This window comes from Sulfitobacter sp. M368, assembly GCF_025141875.1.
Classification (GTDB): domain Bacteria; phylum Pseudomonadota; class Alphaproteobacteria; order Rhodobacterales; family Rhodobacteraceae; genus Sulfitobacter; species Sulfitobacter mediterraneus_A.
Genome location: NZ_CP081113.1, coordinates 150,656 through 166,319 on the forward strand (window position 1 = coordinate 150,656; position 15,664 = coordinate 166,319).

At 56.8% G+C, this 15,664-nt stretch carries 13 protein-coding genes; 8 read left to right on the plus strand and 5 right to left on the minus strand.

From position 1 onward, the window contains the following. Positions 1–3 precede the first annotated feature (3 nt). Positions 4–852, minus strand: a complete 849-nt coding sequence (locus K3754_RS00725) for a peptidylprolyl isomerase (RefSeq protein WP_259939957.1) — start codon at positions 850–852, stop codon at positions 4–6. A gap of 176 nt (positions 853–1,028) precedes the next feature. Between K3754_RS00725 and secA the strand changes: the two genes are divergently transcribed. From secA to K3754_RS00740, 3 genes are all read left to right on the plus strand, one after another. Continuing rightward, a complete protein-coding gene (gene secA, locus K3754_RS00730; RefSeq protein ID WP_259939959.1) occupies positions 1,029–3,719 on the plus strand; it encodes a preprotein translocase subunit SecA in 2,691 nt (896 codons plus the stop codon). Between the two features lie 105 nt (positions 3,720–3,824). After that, positions 3,825–4,832, plus strand: coding sequence for a hypothetical protein (locus tag K3754_RS00735; RefSeq protein WP_203209492.1), 1,008 nt, complete (start codon positions 3,825–3,827; stop codon positions 4,830–4,832). Between the two features lie 21 nt (positions 4,833–4,853). Continuing rightward, the gene (locus K3754_RS00740; protein ID WP_259939961.1) at positions 4,854–6,410 is read left to right on the plus strand and encodes a phosphate ABC transporter substrate-binding/OmpA family protein; all 1,557 of its coding nucleotides are present in this window, start codon (positions 4,854–4,856) and stop codon (positions 6,408–6,410) included. Positions 6,411–6,422: 12 nt separating this feature from the next. On the opposite strand, the gene radC is transcribed toward K3754_RS00740, so the two are convergent. Further along, entirely contained in the window at positions 6,423–7,142 is a 720-nt protein-coding gene (gene radC, locus K3754_RS00745) for a RadC family protein (protein ID WP_259939966.1), read from the minus strand. A gap of 143 nt (positions 7,143–7,285) precedes the next feature. Here radC and K3754_RS00750 point away from each other — a divergent pair, with 143 nt between their 5' ends. Further along, on the plus strand, positions 7,286–7,768 hold the full coding sequence (locus tag K3754_RS00750) for a protein tyrosine phosphatase family protein (protein ID WP_259939968.1): 483 nt from the start codon (positions 7,286–7,288) through the stop codon (positions 7,766–7,768). 88 nt (positions 7,769–7,856) lie between these two features. Here the strand turns inward: K3754_RS00750 and dnaJ are convergent, their stop codons facing one another. Together dnaJ and dnaK are read right to left on the minus strand one after the other, a co-directional pair. Continuing rightward, complete coding sequence (gene dnaJ / locus K3754_RS00755; protein WP_259939971.1) at positions 7,857–9,011, minus strand: molecular chaperone DnaJ; 1,155 nt, start codon at positions 9,009–9,011, stop codon at positions 7,857–7,859. A 79-nt stretch (positions 9,012–9,090) separates the two neighbouring features. Beyond that, the gene (gene dnaK, locus K3754_RS00760) at positions 9,091–10,998 is read right to left on the minus strand and encodes a molecular chaperone DnaK (protein WP_203209487.1); all 1,908 of its coding nucleotides are present in this window, start codon (positions 10,996–10,998) and stop codon (positions 9,091–9,093) included. A 215-nt stretch (positions 10,999–11,213) separates the two neighbouring features. Between dnaK and K3754_RS00765 the strand changes: the two genes are divergently transcribed. Continuing rightward, positions 11,214–11,816, plus strand: a complete 603-nt coding sequence (locus K3754_RS00765) for an alpha-ketoglutarate-dependent dioxygenase AlkB (protein ID WP_259939976.1) — start codon at positions 11,214–11,216, stop codon at positions 11,814–11,816. A gap of 70 nt (positions 11,817–11,886) precedes the next feature. On the opposite strand, the gene K3754_RS00770 is transcribed toward K3754_RS00765, so the two are convergent. Continuing rightward, positions 11,887–12,711, minus strand: coding sequence for an ABC transporter permease (locus K3754_RS00770; protein ID WP_025047375.1), 825 nt, complete (start codon positions 12,709–12,711; stop codon positions 11,887–11,889). A 113-nt stretch (positions 12,712–12,824) separates the two neighbouring features. Here K3754_RS00770 and cysQ point away from each other — a divergent pair, with 113 nt between their 5' ends. The 3 genes from cysQ to K3754_RS00785 are packed head-to-tail and all read left to right on the plus strand — an operon-like array spanning position 12,825 to position 15,654. Next, positions 12,825–13,622 carry a 3'(2'),5'-bisphosphate nucleotidase CysQ gene (gene cysQ / locus K3754_RS00775; protein WP_259939983.1) on the plus strand — a complete coding sequence of 266 codons (798 nt, stop codon included), beginning with the start codon at positions 12,825–12,827 and terminating at the stop codon, positions 13,620–13,622. Beyond that, a complete protein-coding gene (locus tag K3754_RS00780) occupies positions 13,622–14,422 on the plus strand; it encodes a 3-deoxy-manno-octulosonate cytidylyltransferase (RefSeq protein ID WP_259939986.1) in 801 nt (266 codons plus the stop codon). Before cysQ ends, K3754_RS00780 begins: the two co-directional genes overlap by 1 nt. Next, positions 14,419–15,654 carry a glycosyltransferase family 2 protein gene (locus tag K3754_RS00785; protein WP_259939990.1) on the plus strand — a complete coding sequence of 412 codons (1,236 nt, stop codon included), beginning with the start codon at positions 14,419–14,421 and terminating at the stop codon, positions 15,652–15,654. The genes K3754_RS00780 and K3754_RS00785 overlap by 4 nt, the downstream gene beginning before the upstream one ends. Positions 15,655–15,664 lie beyond the last annotated feature (10 nt).

Below are 15,664 nucleotides of genomic sequence, written 5' to 3' on the forward strand. Positions count from 1 at the left end.
TTCTTATTCAAGCCATTCGATGTTTTTGAGGATCGCCGGATCAATGCCTTCCGCGGCAGAGCGGTCGACATCGGCGGCTTCGGTGATACTGTCGATTGTGGTCTGAACGCGGGTCTGGCGGATTTGAAGCTCCAGCTCGTCGCGCACGGTGTCAAGCGCGGGGGCTTCGGTCTTCCGGATCTCGTTCAGCATGATCACATGCCAGCCAAACTGTGTCTCTACCGGTTCAGACACCGCGCCTGCTTCCATGGCAATGACAGCAGCCTCGAAACTGGGCACCATCATGCCTTTTCCGAACCAGCCCAGCGATCCGCCGCCGGGGCCGGACGGGCCGGTGGATTTTTCGCGGGCCAGCTCGGCAAAGTCTGCGCCGCCATCCAGTTCAGCCTTGATCGCAAGCGCCTCTTCCTGGGTTTCCACCAAAATGTGAGAGGCGTTGTATTCATCGCCCTGTTCGGCGCTGGCGTATTGTTCGTCATAGGCGGCCTTGAGCGCGTCTTCGTCAACGGGGCCGGCCATCACGCCTTCAATCACTTCACCCGCCACAAGGGAGCGGTTTTCGTTTTCCATCGACAGTCTGACCCGCGCTGGCAGATCACCCCGATAGGTGTCAGCAAGGGCCGTCTGTTGCACCAACTGATCCAGAATACCTTTAAAAAGGATCTCATCGGGCAGCTGCTGATACTGCTCGGGCAGGGTCGCGCGGGCGACGATCATGTGGCCCACGGTAATCTCTGTGCCGTTCACTGTGGCAACAACGGTATCCAACCCGGCTTCGTCCTGCGCGGCCGCCGGTAGGGCCAGACATGCGGAAAGTGCCAGAGATGCCAGAAAAGTGCGTGGTTTATGCATGGAATGTCCTATCGTTCGCCCCTCCCGGGGGGCTGCTACATTGACAGCGTTTGGTGCGGCCCTTACATCGCCCTATGGGCGCCGTTCAGACGCTCGTTCACCCATCTATCTATGGGCAGACAAGGCGCTGGGCAAGCAGATCAGCGCCAGACATTGCAACTTCGGCTGGAGAGCACATGCTGGGTATCGGAACAATCGCCAAAAAGGTCTTTGGCACACCAAACGACCGCAAGATCAAGGCGACGCGCCCGCTGGTGGCAAAGATCAACGCACTTGAGCCGGAGATCGAAAAGCTGAGCGACCAAGGGTTGATCGACAAAACAGCGGATCTGCGCCAACGCGCCCAGAATGGCGAAAGCCTTGATGACCTGCTGCCCGAGGCATTTGCAAACTGCCGCGAGGCCGCACGCCGGACGCTCGGCATTCGCGCCTTTGACACACAGATGCTGGCCGCGATTTTTCTGCATGAAGGTAATATTTCCGAACAGAAGACCGGTGAGGGCAAAACCCTCACTGCCGCTCTGGCCGCTTATCTGAATGCGCTCACGGGCAAGGGCGTTCACATTGTGACCGTGAACGAATACCTGGTTCAGCGTGATGCGGATTGGATGGGCAAGGTATTTGGCGCACTTGGTATGACCACCGGCGCGGCGATCTCGCAGATGCCTGAGGCCGATAAACGTGCCGCTTACGAATGCGACATCACCTATGCCACGAACAACGAGCTGGGTTTTGATTATCTGCGCGATAACATGAAATCCAACCTCGATGAGATCCTGCAAAAGCAGCACAATTTCGCGATTGTGGATGAGGTCGACAGTATTCTGATCGACGAGGCCCGGACGCCGTTGATCATTTCCGGACCGGCGCAGGACCGGTCCGAGATGTATGTGACCGTTGACGCGCTGATCCCGTCCTTGCAGCCAGAACATTACGAGTTGGACGAGAAAACCAAAAATGTGACCTTTACTGACGAAGGCAACGAGTTTCTCGAAGAGCAACTCCGTGCGCATGGTCTGCTTGAAGAGGGTCAGACTCTTTATGATCCCGAGAGCACGACCATTGTTCACCACGTCAATCAGGGTTTGCGGGCGCACAAGCTGTTCCTGAAAGACCGCGATTACATCGTCCGTGACGGTGAGGTGATGTTGATTGACGAATTCACCGGCCGGATGATGCAGGGCCGCCGTTTGTCTGATGGGTTGCATCAGGCGATCGAGGCCAAGGAAGGCACCTCCATTCAGCCTGAGAATGTCACGCTCGCTTCGGTGACGTTCCAGAACTATTTCCGTCTTTATGACAAGCTGGCCGGGATGACCGGCACCGCGTTGACCGAAGCCGAAGAATTTGGCGAGATTTACGGGCTCGGCGTGGTCGAGATCCCGACGAATGTGCCAATTGCGCGGGTTGATGAGGATGATGCCGTCTATCGTACGGCAAACGAAAAATACCAGGCGATGATCGAAAAGGTAAAAGAAGCCCATGCCAAGGGCCAGCCCTGCCTTGTGGGGACCACGTCGATTGAAAAGTCTGAACAGTTGAGCGTGATGCTCACGGCGGCTGGGATTCCGCATAATGTACTGAACGCCCGCCAGCATGAGCAGGAAGCTCAGATCATCGCGGATGCGGGCAAGCTTGGCGCGGTCACGATCGCCACCAACATGGCGGGCCGCGGTACGGACATCCAGCTGGGCGGCAACGTCGATCTCAAGGTGCTTGAGGCGCTGGACGCAGACCCGGATGCCGATCCCGCCGCCCTGCGTGCGCGGATCGAGGCGGAACACGCGGATGAAAAGAAAAAGGTGCTGGAGGCAGGCGGGCTTTATGTTCTGGCCTCGGAGCGGCACGAAAGCCGCCGCATCGACAACCAGTTGCGGGGCCGTTCTGGCCGTCAGGGTGATCCGGGGCGCACATCGTTCTTCTTGTCCTTGGAAGACGACTTGATGCGCATTTTCGGGTCCGAGCGGCTTGAGAAGGTGCTGACGACGCTGGGCCTCAAAGAAGGCGAAGCGATCATTCACCCATGGGTGAACAAATCGCTGGAGCGGGCACAGGCCAAGGTCGAGGGCCGCAACTTTGACATCCGCAAACAGCTTTTGAAGTTCGACGATGTGATGAACGAGCAGCGTAAGGTGGTATTCGGCCAGCGCCGCGACATCATGGAAGCAGAAGACCTGAACGAGATCGTCACCGATATGCGCCATCAGGTGATCGACGATCTGATTGATGTGTACATGCCGCCCAAAACCTATGCCGATCAGTGGGACACCGAAGGGTTCAAGACGGCGGTTGCCGAACAGTTAAACATGGATCTGCCTATCGTTGAATGGTGCGAAGAAGAAGGCGTGGATGACGACGTGATCCGTGAACGCCTGATCGAAGCGACCGACGGGTTGATGGCGCAAAAGGCCGAGGTCTTTGGCGAAGAGAATATGCGCAACATCGAAAAGCAGCTTTTGTTGCAAGCGATTGACGGCAAGTGGCGCGATCACCTGCTGACGCTGGAACACCTGCGGTCTGTGGTCGGCTTCCGCGGCTATGCGCAACGCGATCCGTTGAACGAATACAAGAATGAATCCTTCCAACTGTTTGAAACCATGCTCGACAGCCTGCGTCAGGACGTCACGCAAAAGCTGGCCCAGATTCAGCCGATGACTGAAGAAGAGCGGAACGCGATGATGCAGGAAATGGCAGCGCGTCAATTGGCAATGAACGCGGCAGCGGCCAAGGAAACCCCTGCAGCGGGGGCGGCCCTAGACGGATTTGTCGAGGATGATCCTTCTACTTGGGGCAATCCCAGCCGAAATGACATGTGCCCTTGTGGGTCCGGTAAGAAATTCAAACATTGCCACGGGCGTTTGGGTTAAACATCTGACACTTAAGCGCCACATTCTGCGCCTAAACGGGTCATAAGGCGGCCCTTTTTGTTTGCGACAACGTTCCTGAACGATTCCATTAAAGGAACAGGACCCATGTTGCAGACTTTTGTTTTGCAGAAAAAAGGTATCGCAACCGCAGCAGGTACATTGACCTGCGCGCTTGCCATCGGCTTTGTCATGCAAAGCACCGATACCGCACAGCAACGCTATGGTGTGGCTGGCAATGCCATCCCCATGGTGAAAACGATTGATGCCTCCGATCCAGCCAATTCCCTGTTGGATGTGCAGGAAATCAAGCTGACTTCGGCGGAGTTCAGCAGTGCGATTGACGTGCCGCAGGCTGATCCCGAAGTGGTCAAGGTTGCGTCACCCAAGAGCGTTCTGCCTGAACCGGATATGCCGGAGATTGATGTGGCCAACGCCTGCACCATTTCCGCAGTTGCACAGCCGATTGCGGCGGCGATGGTCAAGCTGAGCATGGAAGCGCCCTGTCTGCCCAATGAGCGGGTGACAGTGCACCACAACGGCATGATTTTCACCGAGACGACAACTTTTAACGGAACACTGGACCTGACCGTGCCGGCCTTGGCCACCGACGCCGTCTTCATCATGGCTTTCACCAATGGTGATGGCGCAGTGGCGCAGACCATGGTCGAGGACTTGGCTGATTTTGACCGCTCGGTTCTGCAATGGAAGGGCAACACAGGGTTTCAGATCCACGCCCGTGAGTTTGGCGCAGGCTACGGCGAGACCGGCCATTTGTGGGAAGCGTCACCTGGCGAGATTGCCGATGCTGTCACAGGCAACGGCGGCGTTCTGACGCGGCATGGCGATACAAACGCAGGTGATCCCCTGCTGGCAGAAGTCTACAGCTTTCCCAGTGATACAAATGGCCGCTCTGGCGTCATCGCTTTGAGCGTTGAAGCGGAGATCACCGAGGCCAATTGCGGGTTGGAGATTGAGGCGCAGTCGCTTGAAGTTTTGGGCGATTATTCGATCAAAACGCAAAACCTGACACTGCCCGTTCCCGATTGCGACGAGATTGGTGGGTTTCTGGTGTTGAATAATCTGCTGCAAGACCTGAAAGTCGCTGCCAAGTAACGCAGCGCCAGGGGTCTTAGGATGAGATTGAAATGTGCGGCGGCCTTCGCCGCATTTTTTCTGTTTGGTGCATCCACTTTGTGGGCACAGGACGTCACGCTGACCTCGCGCGATGGCAAAATCGAGCTGAGCGGAACTCTCTCCGGTTTTGACGGAGAGTTCTACCGTGTCCAAACCGAATATGGCGAACTGACGGTTGACGGATCCGGTGTGAATTGTGCCGGTCCGGGTTGTCCGAATTTACAAGACTACGTTGCCGAGGTGTATTTGTCCGGCTCTGCGACCATGGGCGCGGTTTTGATGCCGGCCCTGATTGAGGCTTATGCCCAACGCGGTGGCTATGATGTGAGCCGCGAAACCGTGGATGCGACGCGGTTTGATCTGTTGTTGCACCGCAAAGACACAGGCAAACTGGCCGCCCGCTTTGGCTTTCGCGCCACCAATGCCGATGAAGGGTTTGCCGATCTGCTGGCTGATGAGGCTGACATCGTCATGTCCCTGCGTGAAATACGCAAAACCGAACGGATCAATGCCCGTGAGGCTGGCATGGGCGATCTGACCGGGCCGAATCGCAGCCGTGTTCTGGCGTTGGATGCGGTTGTGCCGGTGGTCGCGCCGACCAATCCGATCAAAGATATCTCGCCATTAGCCCTTGCCCAGGTATTTGCAGGAAAGATCACAAACTGGCAGGAGCTGGGCGGTCCGAACGCGCCAATTGAACTGCATTTGCCCGATTTGGCCAGCGGATTAAGTCAGGCCATTGAGGATCAGGTGATGCTGCCTGCAAAATCCTCTCTGGCCGAACAGATCACCCGCCATGCGCTGCCCGGTGCCCTCGCTCAAGCCGTGGCAAAGGACAGTTTTGCCTTGGGCATCACCAGCTTTGCCGAACGGCGCAACACGCAGGTTCTGACCCTGAGCGGGAGCTGCGGGTTCTATCTGGATGCGGCGCGGCGGACGATCAAGACCGAAGACTATCCATTGACGGCGCCGATGTTCCTGTATTTCCCGGCGCGGCGTTTGCCGTTGATCGCGAGGGAGTTCTTGGCCTTTACCCGTGGTCCATCCGCACAGAATGTGATCCGCCGCGCCGGATTTGTAGATCAACGGCCCGAGGAAATTCCAGTGGATGATCAGGGCAACAGGTTTGCCAATGCAATCACTGTGGCTGGTCCTGAAACCTCCCTGCAAGAGCTGCAACGCATGATTGCCACGCTTGGCCCGATGGCGCGTTTGACGACGTCGTTCCGGTTTGAGGCAGGTTCGATCCGGCTTGATGCGCAATCCCGTTCCAATGTGCAGCAATTGGCGCGATCTCTGGAGCAGGGCAAATACGATGCGCGGCAAATTCTCTTTGTCGGGTTTAGTGATGGGCAGGGGGCGGCAAAGGCCAACCGTGACATCGCCCTGCGCCGCGCCGAGGCTGTCTCGCGGGCGGTAAGCGCGGCGGCTGTTACGGCCAATCTGGAACGGGTGGATCTCGGCGTTGATGCCTTTGGTGAGGCATTGCCGATGGCTTGTGATGACACCGCATGGGGCAGGCAGGCAAACCGCCGGGTTGAAGTTTGGGTGAGGTAGCATTCCTCCCGTTTAAATGAATCCCTCGGACCGCAGGCTCAATTCGCGTGATTTTCCGATGATCAGATGATCATGCAGCGTTAGCCCCAGCGCGTCACAGGCGCTCTCGATTTGATGGGTCATGTCGATATCCGCGGCAGAGGGGGTCGGATCACCAGAGGGGTGATTGTGCACGAGGATGAGCGCGGACGCGTTCAGCTCCAACGCGCGTTTGGCGACCTCACGGGGATAGACGGGCACGTGGTCCACGGTACCTTTGCCCTGCTCCTCATCCGCAATCAGCAGGTTCTTGCGGTCCAGATACAGAACGCGAAATTGTTCCGTCTCGCGGTGGGCCATTGCGATCTGGCAGTATTCCAGAAGCGCGTCCCAGCTTGATAGGATGTGTTTTTGCAGAACTTTGGCCCGCGCCATACGCTGTGCTGCGGCTTGCACGATCTTCAATTCAACGACCACGGCATCACCAACGCCGGAGATATCGCGCAAGCGTGCCTCTGTGGCGGTGATGACGTGATTAAAATCACCAAATCGGTCCATCAGTGCCCGCGCCAAGGGTTTGACATCGCGGCGCGGAATGGCGCGAAACAGCACCAGTTCAAGCAGCTCATAATCTGGCATGGCATCGGCGCCGCCTGCCATGAAGCGGGCCCGCAACCGGTGACGATGATCGTGAATGTATGAAGGTTGTTTGCCCTGCACAGGAGCAGTGGCAGGGGCCTCATCAAAAAGCATGGGTTGATGGGAATCAGGAAGCGCAGACATAGGAAAACACTGGACGCTGAGGGTTAGAGAAGCGTTAAGATTAACAGCGCGTGAGGGTTTTGCAGTGTAATGCCAGATCGCGGCGCAAACACAGGCCGTAGAAAGAGGCGACTATGACAGCAGAGCAAGACATTCTGAACTGGCGGCGCTGGGATACACGGATCAGCCTGTCTGGGCAGCCTACGGAAGGGCAACTCAGCACGCTTGCGCAATCTGGTGTCGTGCAGATCATCAACCTTGGCCCGCACAGCAATGACGGCGCGCTGGATGATGAGGCGGCAAGTGTTGCGCGGCTCGGGATGGAATATGTTTATATCCCGGTGGATTTTTCCAATCCTACCGAAACGGACTGGACGGCCTTTTGTGCGGCGATCGAGGCGGCACCAGATGCGCCATTGCATGTGCATTGCATCTACAACGCACGGGTTTCAGCGTTTTTCTATCGCTTTGCTTTGGAAGGGCGCGGCGGCGATGTAGACATGGCATTTACGCTGATGGATGGCATATGGCGGCCCGGCGGGGTTTGGGCCCGGTTTATTGGCAAACCTGAAGATGCGGACAAGCCCAACCGCTATCTGGGCTATGATTACGATTGACCCAAAAGAAAAGAGGCCACGGTCGCACACCGTGGCCTCCTTTCACACTCGTTAGACCAATCGCCGGACCTGTAGTCTGGTCAATAGGTCAGCCTTTCATCGAATCCCAAAAGGATTTCACACTTGAGAAAAAGCTGCTGCTTTCGGGGTTGTTTTCCGATGACAGCTCTTCAAACTCGCGCAGCAGTTCTTTCTGCTTTGACGTCAGGTTGACGGGCGTCTCAACTGCCAATTCGATGATCATGTCACCTACACCTTTGCCGCGCAGGGCTGGCATGCCCTTGCCGCGCAGGCGCATTTGCCGGCCAGATTGGCTGCCGGATGGGATGGATACGCGGCCGCGACCGCCATCAATGGTGGGCACTTCGATTGTGCCGCTCAGTGCGGCCGTGCTCATGGACACTGGCACGCGGCAGAACAGGTTTGGACCGTCGCGGTCAAACAGTTCGTGTTCCTGCACTTCGATAAAGATGTACAGATCGCCTGATGGTCCGCCGCGCATGCCCGCTTCGCCTTCGCCAGCGAGACGAATGCGTGTGCCGGTCTCGACGCCCGCTGGGATGTTCACAGACAGCGACCGTTCTTTTTCAACACGGCCTGCGCCCCGGCAGGTCTTGCAGGGGTTCTTGATGGTCTGGCCCATGCCGGAACAGGTCGGGCAGGTGCGTTCAACGGTGAAGAAGCCCTGTTGCGCGCGCACCTTGCCCATGCCGGAACATGTGGGGCATGTCGTCGGCTCTGCGCCGCCTTCTGCGCCTGATCCTTCGCAGCCGCCACAGGGCACGGAGGTTGGCACGTTGATAGATTTTTGCAGGCCGGAATATGCCTCTTCGAGGGAGATGCGCAGGTTATAGCGCAGGTCAGATCCGCGTGCGGCACGGCGTCCACCGCCCCCGCCGCCGCGTTGACCCATAAAGTCGCCAAAGAGGTCGTCGAATACGTCGGAAAATGCGGATGAGAAATCACCCTGACCGCCGCCAAAGCCACCGCCGGGACGGCCACCGCCACCCATGCCACCTTCGAATGCGGCGTGACCATAACGGTCATAGGCTGCTTTCTTGTCGGCGTCTTTCAGCACTTCGTAGGCTTCGTTGGCCTCCTTAAACTGCGCTTCGGCGTCCGGTTTGTCGGCGTTGCGATCCGGGTGCAGTTCTTTGGCCTTCTTGCGATAGCCTTTCTTAATCTCGTCGGCAGAGGCCCCCTTGGCGACGCCAAGTACCTCGTAATAATCACGTTTTGCCATGGATTAATGTCCTTTTTCCGGAACACGAAGGGCCGGCCCGTCTATCGGACCGGCCCTGTCGTCAGTTCAGCGCATCAATTTACGCGCGCTTGTCATCGTCCAGATCTTCGAACTCGGCATCGACGATGTCATCGTCGCCACCTGCAGCATCTGCCGCTTCGGGAACGTCTTCGCCTTCTTCCTGCGCGGCCTTATAAATGGCTTCGCCCAGTTTCATGGCCGCTTCGGTGACGTTCTGGATGCCGGATTTGATCTTCTCGACATTTTCAGTTTCCAGCTCGTCTTTGAGCGCGGCAATGGCCAGTTCGATGGCTTCGACAGTTGTCGGATCCACCTTATCCGAATGCTCTTCCACCGACTTTTCGGTCGAATGGATCAGGCTTTCGGCCTGGTTTTTCGCTTCGATCAGCTCGCGGCGTTCTTTATCCGCTTCGGCGTTCTCTTCGGCGTCCTTGACCATTTTTTCGATGTCATCGTCGGACAGACCGCCAGAGGCCTGGATCGTGATCTTCTGCTCTTTGCCGGTGCCCTTATCAAGTGCGCCCACCGAAACGATGCCGTTGGCGTCGATGTCAAAGGTCACTTCGATCTGTGGCATGCCGCGTGGGGCAGGCGGGATGTTTTCAAGGTTGAAGGCACCGAGGATCTTGTTGTCGGCGGCCATCTCACGTTCACCCTGGAACACGCGGATTGTCACAGCGTTCTGGTTGTCTTCGGCGGTCGAGAAGACCTGAGACTTTTTCGTTGGGATCGTGGTGTTGCGGTCGATCAGACGGGTGAACACGCCGCCGAGGGTTTCGATACCCAGGGACAATGGTGTCACGTCCAGCAGAACAACATCTTTCACGTCACCCTGCAGAACACCGGCCTGAATGGCAGCGCCCAGTGCAACCACTTCGTCAGGGTTCACACCTTTGTGTGGCTCCTTGCCGAAGAATTTGGTCACTTCTTCAACAACCTTGGGCATACGTGTCATACCACCGACGAGAACAACCTCGTCAATGTCAGAGGCGGACAGGCCCGCATCCTTCAGCGCGGCGGCGCAAGGCTTCATCGAGGCTTTGATCAGATCGCCAACAAGGCTTTCCAGCTTGGCACGGGTCAGCTTCATCACCATGTGCAGCGGCGAACCGTCTTTGCCCATTGAGATAAACGGCTGGTTGATCTCGGTCTGGGACGACGAGGACAGCTCAATCTTGGCTTTCTCGGCGGCTTCTTTCAGACGCTGCAGGGCCATCTTGTCTTTGGTCAGGTCGACGGAATGCTCTTTTTTGAACTCACCTGCGAGGTAGTTCACGATGCGCATGTCAAAATCTTCACCGCCGAGGAACGTGTCACCGTTGGTGGATTTCACTTCGAACAGACCATCGTCGATCTCAAGAATGGTCACGTCGAATGTACCGCCGCCAAGGTCATAGACCGCGATGGTTTGGGTATTTTCTTTGTCCAGGCCATAGGCCAGGGCGGCTGCGGTCGGCTCGTTGATGATACGCAGCACTTCAAGACCGGCGATCTTGCCTGCGTCTTTGGTGGCCTGACGCTGGGCGTCGTTGAAATAGGCCGGCACGGTGATGACCGCTTGGGTCACTTCTTCGCCGAGATAGCTTTCGGCGGTCTCTTTCATCTTACCAAGGATGAAGGCAGAGATCTGCGAAGGGGAGTATTTCTCACCCTTGGCTTCGACCCATGCGTCGCCGTTGCCGCCATCAATCACGTTGAAAGGCAGGTTTTTCTTGTCTTTGGCGAGATCCGCGTCGTCATTGCGGCGGCCGATCAGGCGCTTCACACCAAAAATTGTGTTGTCCGGGTTTGTTACGGCCTGCCGTTTTGCAGGCTGACCCACCAGACGTTCGTCGTCGGTGAAGGCGACGATAGATGGGGTTGTACGTGCGCCCTCTGCGTTTTCGATAACGCGGGGCTGGCTGCCGTCCATGATGGCGATGCAGCTGTTGGTTGTTCCAAGGTCAATACCAATTACTTTGGCCATGTTTTCGATCCCTCATTTTATTCAAGGCGATGACACGAGGCATAAGGCCCGGTTCGGCACCTCTGCTCCGATCTGTGGTGAGACTGAAAGCAGCACTGCCTTCAGCGGTTCGGAGGGTATATAAGGAGCGCAAATGCACCCTGCAACCATTGCAAAGCCCCTCAGAGAAGGAATCTGCATGGATTTTTGCAAAGAACGTAACGATCAGGACCGATATGACACATTTAAGGATCAGAGAGGTCGATGTTCACAAAGGGTTCCTTGATCCCGCTGCGCAGGGGCAGGTCGTGGATGCGATCAGAAAAGTGTCCGAGCAAGCGCCATTTTTTCAGCCCGATACACCCTATGGCAAACCGATGTCAGTGCGGATGACGGCGGCAGGGCAGTTCGGTTGGTTCAGTGATCGGCGCGGCTATCGGTATGTTAAGCAGCACCCGCAGGGGGCGGCGTGGCCCGCCATTCCTGATCCGGTACTGGCGATTTGGGATCGGGTGACAGGGCTGGACCGGCGGCCAGAGTGTTGTTTGATCAATTTTTATGGGCCCGGCGCAAAGATGGGGATGCATCAGGATCGGGATGAGGCTGATTTTGATTGGCCTGTTGTGTCAGTCTCACTGGGGGATGATGCGCTGTTTCGGATCGGTAACACCATCCGCGGGGGTAAGACGGAATCGGTTTGGCTGCAATCGGGGGATGTGGTCGTGATGGGAGGTGCGGCGCGGCTGATCTATCACGGGGTGGACCGGGTGCGGGATGGATCATCGACGTTGCTGCCCAAAGGTGGGCGGATCAATCTGACGCTGCGGGTGGTGACTTAGGCGATTTGTTCAAAAAATCCGGACTGGAGTTTTAAAAATTCCATTGCGCCAAGACCAATGGCGAACACCTTTATCGCCGCGCGTTCCAGCTGAGCGAGGCGTGTTTGCGGGTGTAAAATTCGCCCATTAACCCGATCATCACCAGCACCATCCCAACCCAGATGGGATATTCCCAAGAGCTGTAACGCGGATAATAGTTGATAAAGACATAGCCCCGCGCCTGATCAATGCAGTGGAACAAAGGATTCCAGTCGAACATGGCAAGCATGAACCCCGGCAGGGTATTGGCGACAAACATCTTGCCGGAGGCAATCATATTGGCCCGTTGATACACTGTCATCAAAACACCGGTGACCGCCGGAAACCAGGGTTTGACCGCCAGTACAACCAACCCCAGGGCACAACCGGTAAACCAGGCAATCAAGAGCATGCCATAGGCCGCGGCCGGTTGTTCAATTTCCAAGGGCTTGTACCCGACGTGATAGCCAAAGAGGATCAAAAACAGAGACAGCGATTGAATATAGAGAGATCCCAATGCGGCGGAGGTGATCGAGATGATCGTGGTCATCGGCGCATGCTGCATCATTGCGCTGGCTGGTCCTTCGGAACCGGCAACCGCGCCAAGCGATTTGGTATGGGTCAGGTAGAGGAAAATCCCTGACATAATATACAGCAGAAAATCCCCACGCAGGGCGGCGGACCGCATGCCAAGGATGGAGAACATGATAAAGAACGCGGCGACAAACATCATCGCCTGCGACACATTGATAAAGATCGCCACAAAAGCATTATTGTGCTGTTTGCGTACACTGCGGACGATCGAATGATAGACCAGTTCAGCCATGGCAATGGCCGAGGCAAAGCTGCCTTTTGGCTTGCGGGTCGACTGGAACATGCGCTGCTGTCCTCTGCTCATGATATGTTTGCACGGAATTCTTGCTGTTCCGTTACCCCCACAGCATAAGAGGAGTGAGCAAACTAATCAATCAAAGCCGAGGAATGCAGCAGATGGATTACGAGAAACTGGTCACCGTGATGCGCAGGCTGTCGCTGGAGGCAGGTGACAAGATCATGGAGATCTATGGCCGTGATGATTTTGAGGTAAAGTCAAAATCGGATGACAGCCCTGTCACCGCGGCGGACGAGGCGGCGGATGCGATCATTTCTGCCGGGCTTCGGGCGGCATTTCCGGACGTGGCATTGATCACCGAAGAACAGGCGGCCACCCATAAATTGGATGTTGATACATTCTTAATTGTTGATCCGCTTGATGGCACTAAAGAATTTATTCACCGGCGTGGAGATTTCACAGTAAATATTGCGCTGGTGGAAAAGGGCGTTCCGACCCTTGGCGTGGTTTATGCGCCTGCAAAAGGGCGGATGTTCTTTACCCGCGCGGATGGTCAATCTGTTGAGGAAACCGGGGCTTTGGACAAGGACAATCCCGGCGACCTGTCACCGATCCACGTGGCGCAATCTGACAATAGCGCATTGATGGTGGTGGCGTCGAAATCGCACCGGGATGAACAAACCGACGATTACATCGCCAAATATCAGGTGCGGGATATGACCAGCGCCGGATCGTCGCTGAAGTTTTGTCTGGTTGCCACTGGGGAGGCGGATCTTTATCCGCGCCTTGGCCGCACCATGGAATGGGACACTGCCGCGGGTCATGCGGTATTGAGCGGGGCAGGTGGTGCAGTGGTGCGTCATGATGATCTGACGCCACTGACCTATGGAAAGGCAGATTTTGCCAATCCGTTCTTTATCGCCCATGCCGCCAATGTGGAGTTGAAACCCGCCTGATGTCTGTTCTGATTGTCATTCCCGCCCGCTATGCCTCTACCCGCTATCCCGGCAAACCGCTTGTGGCGCTCAAAGGGGCGGGCGGTGCTTCACGCAGTTTGATCGAACGGTCCTGGAGAGCGGCCAGTGAGGTGCGCGGTGTCGATCGGGTGGTCGTCGCAACCGATGATGACCGGATCAAAGACGCCGCTGAGGGTTTTGGCGCCGAGGTTGTGATGACCTCCTCTGACTGTGTGAACGGCACCGAGCGATGCGCAGAGGCACATGCGGCGCTGGGCGGCGGATTTGATATTGTGGTGAACCTGCAGGGGGATGCGCCGCTGACCCCGCATTGGTTTGTCGAAGACCTGGTGACAGGGCTGCAATCCAACCCTCAGGCCGAGATTGCAACGCCGGTGCTACGCTGTGACGGGGCCGCGCTGAACAGCCTGCTGGCGGATCGGAAAGCCGACCGCGTTGGCGGGACAACCGCCGTGTTTGCGGCGGACCATCAGGCGCTTTATTTTTCCAAGGAGGTCATACCCTTCACATCCAAGGTGTACGGCGATGATGCGCCGACGCCGGTGTTTCACCATGTGGGCGTTTATGCTTATCGCCCTGATGCCCTGTCCGCCTATCCGTCATGGACAGCCGGCCCGCTGGAGCAGTTGGAGGGGTTGGAGCAGTTGCGGTTCATGGAAAACGGGCGGTCGGTTCTTTGTGTGGAGGTCGAGTCCAAAGGCCGGTCTTTCTGGGAGCTGAACAACCCAGAAGATGTGCCAAAGATCGAAGCGATGATGGCGCAGATGGGCCTTGAATGACCCAACCACCGGCCAGCGTTGTCATTGTCAGCCGTGGCCGGGCCGAGGCGCTCAAGCGCTGTTTGCTTGGGGTTTCCCAGCTTCAGTATGACCCGTTTGAGGTGGTCGTGGTTGCAGATCCTGGCGGGATTGCTGCCGCGCGAGATATGCCGTTCGCGGGCAGTGTGAAACATGTACCTTTTGATGAGGCCAACATCTCGGCCGCGCGAAATCTGGGTGTGACACATGCGGCGGGCGAGATCATCGCGTTTATCGATGATGACGCTGTTCCAGAGCCGCAATGGCTTTTCCATCTCTTGGCACCCTTTGATCATCCTGAGGTCGCCGCGACAGGCGGCTTTGTGCGCGGCCGCAATGGCATATCGTTTCAATGGAAGGCGCGGGGGATTGATCCGCGCGGCGAGACATTCGATCTGGATTTGAGCGCGGATCAGGCAGTGGTTCTGCACCCGCCCAAAGGCCAAGCGATCAAGACCGAAGGCACCAATATGGCATTTCGCCGTGATGTATTGGTGGATCTCGGCGGCTTTGATCCGGCCTTCCGCTATTTCCTTGATGAGACCGATCTGAACATGCGTCTGGCGCAGGCTGGCCATGCCACGGCGATTGTACCCTTGGCGGAGGTGCATCACGGTTTTGCCGAAAATTCCCTGCGCCGGTCCGATAGGGTGCCGCGTGATCTGTTTGATATCGGGGCAAGCTGGGCAGTGTTCCAACGCAAATATTTGCCTGCTGTCCAGCACGCTGATCAATGGGCACGTCTGCGATCGGATGAGCGCAAGAGACTGCTGCGCCACATGGTGCGCGGATCGCTTGAACCTAAGGACGTTGGTCGTTTGATGCAGCGGTTGAACGATGGCTATGCAGAGGGATCAATCCGAGCGATTGCGAGCACCTCGTTTCCGCGTCACCCGGTTTCGGGATTTCAGGGTTTCCCGGCGCGTCGGCGACCCACCATTGTGATCCCGTCCCGGCCCATTCGGTTTGCCAAGGATTATCAGAGCGCGGTGAACAGGGTGAAAAAGGGTGACATTGTCACCGTGATGTCCCTGTCACCAAGTGCTATGTTTCATAAGGTCTTGTTTACCAAAGATGGCGTATGGCTTCAAAAAGGGGGGCTGTTCGGGAAATCGGATCGGGACGCACCGTTGTTCCGGCTGACATCTAGATCACGTCGCCTTGAAAAAGAACGGAGCCGAGTTGCCAGACAGCGCGGATTGCGCGAAGACTGATAAAACAGGA

Coding starts and splice junctions, on each gene's coding strand:
- K3754_RS00780 (WP_259939986.1), top strand. CDS start 13,622: ATGTCTGTTCTGATTGTCATTCCCGCCCGCTATGCCTCTACCCGCTAT.
- K3754_RS00765 (WP_259939976.1), top strand. CDS start 11,214: ATGACACATTTAAGGATCAGAGAGGTCGATGTTCACAAAGGGTTCCTT.
- cysQ (WP_259939983.1), top strand. CDS start 12,825: ATGGATTACGAGAAACTGGTCACCGTGATGCGCAGGCTGTCGCTGGAG.
- K3754_RS00740 (WP_259939961.1), top strand. CDS start 4,854: ATGAGATTGAAATGTGCGGCGGCCTTCGCCGCATTTTTTCTGTTTGGT.
- K3754_RS00750 (WP_259939968.1), top strand. CDS start 7,286: ATGACAGCAGAGCAAGACATTCTGAACTGGCGGCGCTGGGATACACGG.
- dnaJ (WP_259939971.1), bottom strand. CDS start 9,011: ATGGCAAAACGTGATTATTACGAGGTACTTGGCGTCGCCAAGGGGGCC.
- dnaK (WP_203209487.1), bottom strand. CDS start 10,998: ATGGCCAAAGTAATTGGTATTGACCTTGGAACAACCAACAGCTGCATC.
- K3754_RS00770 (WP_025047375.1), bottom strand. CDS start 12,711: ATGTTCCAGTCGACCCGCAAGCCAAAAGGCAGCTTTGCCTCGGCCATT.
- K3754_RS00735 (WP_203209492.1), top strand. CDS start 3,825: ATGTTGCAGACTTTTGTTTTGCAGAAAAAAGGTATCGCAACCGCAGCA.
- radC (WP_259939966.1), bottom strand. CDS start 7,142: ATGCTTTTTGATGAGGCCCCTGCCACTGCTCCTGTGCAGGGCAAACAA.
- K3754_RS00785 (WP_259939990.1), top strand. CDS start 14,419: ATGACCCAACCACCGGCCAGCGTTGTCATTGTCAGCCGTGGCCGGGCC.
- K3754_RS00725 (WP_259939957.1), bottom strand. CDS start 852: ATGCATAAACCACGCACTTTTCTGGCATCTCTGGCACTTTCCGCATGT.
- secA (WP_259939959.1), top strand. CDS start 1,029: ATGCTGGGTATCGGAACAATCGCCAAAAAGGTCTTTGGCACACCAAAC.